General features: G+C 61.1%; 6 protein-coding genes and 4 pseudogenes. 3 read left to right on the forward strand and 7 right to left on the reverse strand.

Features of this window, described 5'->3' with window-relative positions; translation table 11 throughout:
• On the forward strand, positions 1-319 hold a 319-nt coding region (locus G6N73_RS34150; protein ID WP_165034312.1), incomplete at its 5' end, for a vitamin B12 dependent-methionine synthase activation domain-containing protein.
• 339 nt (positions 320-658) lie between these two features.
• On the opposite strand, the gene G6N73_RS34155 is transcribed toward G6N73_RS34150, so the two are convergent.
• Entirely contained in the window at positions 659-832 is a 174-nt protein-coding gene (locus G6N73_RS34155; protein ID WP_165034313.1) for a hypothetical protein, read from the reverse strand.
• A 308-nt stretch (positions 833-1,140) separates the two neighbouring features.
• Here G6N73_RS34155 and G6N73_RS34160 point away from each other — a divergent pair, with 308 nt between their 5' ends.
• Positions 1,141-2,496 carry a DUF7986 domain-containing protein gene (locus G6N73_RS34160; RefSeq protein ID WP_165034314.1) on the forward strand — a complete coding sequence of 452 codons (1,356 nt, stop codon included), beginning with the start codon at positions 1,141-1,143 and terminating at the stop codon, positions 2,494-2,496.
• A 6-nt stretch (positions 2,497-2,502) separates the two neighbouring features.
• Here the strand turns inward: G6N73_RS34160 and G6N73_RS37705 are convergent.
• Positions 2,503-2,875: pseudogene (locus G6N73_RS37705) on the reverse strand (site-specific integrase); the annotation flags it as partial.
• A gap of 73 nt (positions 2,876-2,948) precedes the next feature.
• Here G6N73_RS37705 and G6N73_RS34170 point away from each other — a divergent pair.
• Positions 2,949-3,248 (forward strand): annotated as a pseudogene (locus tag G6N73_RS34170) (SIS domain-containing protein); the annotation flags it as partial.
• Between the two features lie 40 nt (positions 3,249-3,288).
• Here the strand turns inward: G6N73_RS34170 and G6N73_RS34175 are convergent.
• The 5 genes and pseudogenes from G6N73_RS34175 to G6N73_RS34195 form a co-directional block, all read right to left on the reverse strand.
• Positions 3,289-3,840, reverse strand: a complete 552-nt coding sequence (locus tag G6N73_RS34175; protein ID WP_425484192.1) for a type II toxin-antitoxin system YhaV family toxin — start codon at positions 3,838-3,840, stop codon at positions 3,289-3,291.
• Positions 3,803-4,126, reverse strand: a complete 324-nt coding sequence (locus G6N73_RS34180; protein WP_165034315.1) for a type II toxin-antitoxin system PrlF family antitoxin — start codon at positions 4,124-4,126, stop codon at positions 3,803-3,805. Before G6N73_RS34180 ends, G6N73_RS34175 begins: the two co-directional genes overlap by 38 nt.
• Positions 4,127-4,251: 125 nt before the next feature.
• A pseudogene (locus tag G6N73_RS34185) lies at positions 4,252-4,389 on the reverse strand (IS66 family transposase); the annotation flags it as partial.
• Between the two features lie 603 nt (positions 4,390-4,992).
• A complete protein-coding gene (locus tag G6N73_RS34190) occupies positions 4,993-6,387 on the reverse strand; it encodes a M16 family metallopeptidase (protein WP_165034318.1) in 1,395 nt (464 codons plus the stop codon).
• 4 nt (positions 6,388-6,391) lie between these two features.
• Positions 6,392-6,618 (reverse strand): annotated as a pseudogene (locus tag G6N73_RS34195) (insulinase family protein); the annotation flags it as partial.

The following is a 6,618-nucleotide window of genomic DNA, read 5'->3' on the forward strand; positions in this document are numbered from 1 at the left end:
GTATCAGGGCATCCGGCCGGCTCCCGGTTATCCGGCCCAGCCCGACCACACCGAGAAGGTAACCCTGTTTAGGCTCCTGAAGGCCGAGAAGAACGCCGGCGTGTCCTTAACCGAGAGCATGGCCATGTGGCCGGGATCATCGGTATCCGGCATCTACCTGTCGCACCTGGAGAGCTACTATTTCGGTGTGGCCAAAGTCGAGCGTGACCAGGTCGAAGACTATGCGGCACGCAAGAGAATGCCGGTCGATGAAGTCGAGCGCTGGCTCGGATCGATCCTGAACTACGTGCCGGCAAATTTCGCGGAGGCTGCAGAGTAGTCCGCTAGCCAGCTGCGGCCGCTTGGCTTCGCCGTCGCGGGATCGCGACCGGAGCCGGACACTGAAGAGAGCCATCGAGCGGGAATGATTTGGCATCCTCCGCGACCTATCGCGAACTATCGTAAATCGAGTCTAAGTACCTGATCTTAAAAATGATTCTTCGTAATCTATCGCTGGCGGATCGACCTGACGGTCTTTCTGACGGAGCCGCACATCCCGACGGGTAAGGAGCGCGATCTTTATGAGCGGCAACAGGCGGGGCGCAATCGCGCCCAGGATCGAGGAAACTGGAGCCTTTATATGTCTCTCCCGTACGCCGTGGCCTGAATGCGATACGGTCTATTCCGCCCAGCTCGTCTTCGCGATCGATGGATGGGCACAGGTCTGCGAAAGACCTGGGCTGACGGCAAGACGCAGACCGTCGAGTCCATGTTCGAGAGCATCGGCGTCGGGCTGAAGGTCATTCTGGCTCACAACAGGACCGAACGTGACCGCCGCGAGGAAGAAGCGCATCAGCGTGCCGAACTCGCCCGGCGTCGTGAACTGGCAAAGCAGCGAAAGGAACGGGAGCAGGCCCGCGTCGACTATCTCCGCATCCTGGTGAAGCTTCAGCGGAAGCAGCCGATGCCCATCCCAGGCACGGGCTCAGAGGCGCATCGGAGGCCGCCGCGGGAAGATCGACCCGAAAAAAACGCTTGGAAATTGCCGAAAGTGTCTTGTCAGGCAGCAGGCGCGGGGCGGAAATGGCGAGACTTTGCGCATCAGCGAGCCGACCGTCCCGTACATCATTGCCGAACACCGCAAGAACCTGGAGAAATCCCATGCCGACCAGCCATGATCTCAAGGGGCTGATGAAATTCCTCGCCCGCGATGAATGGCGCAGTTGTTTCGAGGAGGTGTTCGACGATCACTTCGGCCCGGTGCTCGAGGCTGGTGATATGGAATTCGAGGACCTCGCCGAAATCCTCGGCGACGACTGGGCAATGACCCTTTGGGGGTGCGCCTTCGAGGATTTCCTGACGCGAAACTTCGATGTTGCGGGCGGCAATATTGTCGACGAGTATCTCAAGCGGCGCGGCTGGAAGGAAAACGCGCAAACGAAAGCCTACATGAAGGCGCTGCGGACATCGATCATAAGCCTTTACGAGGTGAGCGACATCGTGCCGGGCAAATCGCTCATGGCGCGCGATCTGATCCTTGGCGGCGAGCCTATCGCCGTCAGCGAGGGAACGGCAACGAAGACCCTGCAACAATGGGACAGGGTCGCCGCCCGCATCGTTCCGGTCATGGGCAAGAAGATCTTTGCGGGCGGCCTTTTGCCCTTTACGCCGCAGGCCTCGGAGGCGCTGTTCGAAGGCCTACAACAGATACTCGGGAAAAAGAATGCAAAGAAGCTCCCCGTCATCGGGGACGAAGACCTGCAGACGGTCGCCTCCATCTTTACGCTCTCATGGTTGTTCGATGCGCTTGATCGCGCGATGGAATTGCCGCCGATGCAAAACTCGGATGGCGACGATCTCCTGTTTCACGATGTCAGGTTCCCGCTGACAAGCGGCGTGACACAGAAGGATATCGCCTCGCGGGTTAAAGCCATTCCGGGAATGTCGCAGGAGAACGCAAAGTTCTGGAACTGGCTTGAGGACAAGCCGAAGGGCAGAGGGAAACCGAAAACGGGCGGTGCGCTTTCCTTCGACACCACCATGGATAGCGGTCGGCGCGTACTGGGCAATGTGGAACTGAAAGGGCGGTTCCTGCACCTGTCGGCCAATTCCGCCGCGCGCGCGGAGAAAGGAACGGCTCTCATCCGGCACGCTCTCGGTGATCTTGTCCGCGCACCGCTCACCGAAATCCGCACGGTCGAGCAGATGATGGCCGATAGGCCGGACAAGGACGGCGAAGCTCTTTCATCGGATGTACCGCCGGAAATCGCTGAACAGCTCGTCCACCAGCTCCTGGACCGCCAATATCGCGAAACCCTTGATCAGCCTGTCGGAATGCTTGGCAACAAGACCCCGCGACAGGCCGTGAAATCATCCGCCGGTCGCCAGAAGGTCGCCGAGTGGCTCAAATATCTCGAAAACCAGTCCGCCAGGCAGCCGGACCCCACCGATCCCATGGCGACCTACAACTTCGAATGGATGTGGAGGGAACTCGGCGTCCACAATTTGCGCCAATAACACTTCCTACCGTATTTGGGTGACATTGATGCGGAAACGATCGCGCCGGCACTGATATTTGCGGGTCATCTCGGCCGAGGCGTGATCGAGCTGCTTTTGGCTCGTCGACCTCGGCGAGGCCGGCACGCAACGAATGGCCGGCAAACAACTCTGGCCGTCCGCCTTCCGAAAGATCGCTGCGCACGCCGGCAGCGAGCGCCGCGCGTTTGATCAGCCGCGCCACCTCCTGGTCATTGAGCCGCTCGGCCCCGACCGCTTTGCCATCACCGGTCACTCGTCGGAACAGGGGGCCGTGGGATCCGTGCCAGTTTCAGCCAAGTCTGCAGCGCCTTTACGGGGCAGAACCACGGCCGATCTCGACCTCGCGCCAGCCGGTCCGCAGCTGCCCAGCTGGACTTCGCCGCGCGGGCGCGAGCCGAGTGAAGGTCCTGAATGAAAGCGCGCCGGGCGGCCTGCCGGTCGAAATCGACGTTGCGTCCGAATTCCGCTACCGCGAGATCCCCTTGTCGCCGCAGTCGGCGGCTCTTTTCATTTCGCGCTCGGGCGAAACCGCCGATACGCTGGCATCGCTGAGATGCTGCAAGGAGCTTGGGCTGAAAATTGGCGCCGTCGTCAATGTCCGCGAATCGACCATCGCTCGAGAGGCCGATGCAGTCTTTCCGATCCTTGCCGGCCCGGAGATCAGCGTCGCCTCCACCAAGGCTTTCACCTGCCAGCTAGCCGTTCTTGCCGCACTCGCCATCGGCGCCGGTGGATTCGCGCAGTAGGCTTCGAGTTGGTCTGAAGCCCTGCCTAGCCATCGGTTGCCGCTTTGACTGCCGCCTCAAACCGTTCTGCCGCTGCCTTTGCCGTTTTTAACAGCGCTTTGAAATCGTCGGGAGGATTGCCGCTATCCAGCATGCTCTTGAAGGTCGCGTAAGCATCTGTCTTGCTGCCGTAGGCACGCAGGGTGTCATCGTCGTTTACCCACGCGAGCACGATGATCTTGCTGGCGCTATCGAACCGGAAAAACAGACGATACTGCTGAAAAAACTTCGCCCGGAACCAGTGCTTGCGGCCGCTGCTGAGCGAATCACCCTGCCGAAATTGCGCCGCCGCCGGGTCAGCCGGGATATCCTTGGTCACGAGTCTGGTGATGGCAGCCAGCCGTTTGGTGCAGTTCTTCTTCCGGTAGTTCACGGGATCGCGCAACTTGCGGGCCTCAACTTCCTCGATCAGACATTCGAGTTGTTCGAGGAAGACCGGCTGCGCGTAGATCGACCACCCGTTGACGACGAGGGGAGCCTTAGTGGCGCGTCTCGTCCCGTCATTCGTCATCGGCCGACAATGTTGCGTCGAGGTCAACCTCGACATCCCCGACCAGCGCTTTCAGCCGATCATAAAGCGCCCCGTCGAACGCCTTCAGCCGCTCGGGGTGAGCTTGAATATCCGCCTCGAGAAGATCGAGAAATGCGCCGATGGCCGGATCGGCAGCCTCGTGCACCGCCTCAATATAGACCCGACCACTAGGTTCGGTACAATACCGGATTTGGTCGCCCTTCCCAAGCTGCAGATGCTTTCGCACACCGCTTGGCACCGTCGTCTGATAGCGATCGGTGAGCTTCGAGAAATCCTGAGCGAGCGCAACCATGTCGGCCTCCCGAGTTCAGATTGGGACCATGGCTTCGATAGGTAATGCAAATGCATTGTCTCGTCAAGGGGCGGGCTCAATCCTTAGCGCCAGCGTCCGCATTCAGCACATCGCTCGGTTCCTGACCGGAGAGCCTGTTCCGCCGCATTGTTCGTGATGCAGACCCTGCCGTCGAACGCGGGCCAGCGGCGCAGCATGTAGTCGATGGCCTTGGCGATATCGTGGTTGCGCGAGAGCCTGGCAAGCTGAGCGATAAGCCAGGCGTGAAATCCTCCATCAGAAAATCTTCCTCCTTTGGAATTGATACTGGCTGGGGGGCGGGGAGGGTCAAAGTCCACAGCCGGTCGCTCCCACACCCGCGTCCCCCGTCCGTTCGCACTGATGATAAATTTGGGATGGGGTGACGTCGCCGTTTTCGGGAGGTGCCCATGAGGAGAAACGCTATTCAGATCATTGGGGGCGTACCGATTGAACTCTTTTTCGCCGAAGCTTCCGATGCCGAAGCCTCGCATGAGCAGTGGTCGATTGTTTGCCGCGAAGTGCAGGATGGCGGAACGCTGGCAACTTCGAATGGCCACGCGATCAAACGACTTGTCAAATTCCGGGTGCAGTTCGAGCAGTCTTCTTGTCACGTCGTCAGCACGGCCCGATCATTACAGCCAAGCGCGCCAAATAGGACTATGGAACCCACATTGATCGGTGATGCGCCAGGCAGACGAGGCCATTTGGGCCATTGAATCAGAGTTGGGAATTTCACCGGCTCGCCGAAGGTGGCGCGGGGAAAGAAACTTCCTGCGCCGCGGACGCGTATCTCAAACCCAAATTCGACTGAGAAGGGGAGAAGGAAGGGAAACGGGGTCCTGGGCTCATCCTTTGCCCTCCAGCGGCGGGCCGACGACCATAATGGCAGGCTCGGCCGAAAGCAGCTTCTTCGCCGCTGCCTTGACTTCGTCGAGCGTCACCTGATCGATGAGGGCGGCGCGGCGCTGAATGTAGTCGATGCCGAGCTTGTCGAGCTGCAAGTCGACGAGCGTAGCTGCAATCGAGCCGGAGGAATCCAGATGATTGATGGCAAAGGCGCCGATCACATGTTTCTTGGCCGCTTCGAGCTCGGCCTCGGTCGGCCCCCCTTCCGCCATCTGCTTCACCACCTTGCGCACCAGGCTGAGCGTCTCGGCCGCCCTGTCGGCGCGCGTGGCCGTGGTGACGACGAGCGCGTTGGAATGCCGGTGGTCGACCAGGCTGGAATAGGCGCCATAGGCGAGGCCGCGCTTTTCACGCACCTCCTCGAACAGCCGGGAGGTAAAGGGCGAGCCGCCGAGGATCTCGTTCATCAGCACCGCGGCGTAGAAGTCCGGCGCGCTGCGCTTGACGCCAGGCCAGGCCAGCTGCAGCGACGTCTGCGGCAGGTCGTAATCGACCTCCACCTGCTGGCCGAGCTTCGGGGCGAAATCGGCGACGGGGGCGAGGGTCTGCTTCTGAGGCAAATCGCCGAACAGCTGGTCGAGCTTTTCACTCAGCGTCTTCGCATCGATGTCGCCGACCACGGCCACATGCAGGCCGTCGCGGGCAAAAGTGGCCTTGTGGAAGGCGCTGAGATCGGCCGGTGTGATGCCAGCGAGGCTCTCTTTGGTACCTTCGGCCGGCCTCGAATAGGGATGCGTGCCGTAGATCGCGCGCAGCCATTTGTGCTGGGCGATCGTCTTGGGGGCGCGTTCATGGGCGACGATGCCGGACAGCACCTGGGCGTGGATGCGATCGATCGGCGCCTGGTCGAAGCGCGGCCTATTGACCGCGAGCCTGAGCAGATCGAACGCGGCGTCCTGCTGTTCGGAAAGCATACGCATCGAGCCATAAATGCCGTCGCGCTGCGCCTCAAAACTCATCTCCGCGCCGGCATCGTCGAGCTTCACCTGGAAGGCATCGCCGTCGAGGTCGCCGGCGCCCTCGTCGAACAGGCCGGTCATAAGATTGGCGAGCCCCTCCTTGCCGGCCGGATCCTGCGCGTTGCCGCCGTCGAAGACGAAGTGGATGGCGATGATCGGCGCCGTATGGTCCTCCACCAGCCAGGCGTTGATGCCCTTTTCAGATTTCACCTCCTGGATGGTCATCGCAGCATGGGCGGTGAGCGGCGGCAGGATGAGGAGGAAAATGGCGAGGAGAAGGCTCGCCAGCGGGGCGGCGCGGCGCGCGGCCCTCCCTTCTCCCACAAGGGGAGAGGGCAAGGCGCGTGCAAAGGCGCCGCGATGTTGGCTCGTCAACACATCAATTCTCCGTCTTGGGCAAGAGATAGCCGGTGGTCGAATGGTGGGGCACGAGATAGCGGGCGGCGACGGCCTTCACCTGATCGGTGGTGACCTTGCGGATGCGGTCCGGCCATTCCTCGACGTCCTGCACGGTGCGTCCGATGGCAAGCGTGGAGCCATACAAGTAGGCCATGTAGGGCTGCTCGTCGCGGGCGAAGATCAGCGAGCGGACATAGCGGTCCTTGG

Source organism: Allomesorhizobium camelthorni (assembly GCF_011045125.1).
GTDB lineage: Bacteria > Pseudomonadota > Alphaproteobacteria > Rhizobiales > Rhizobiaceae > Allomesorhizobium > Allomesorhizobium camelthorni.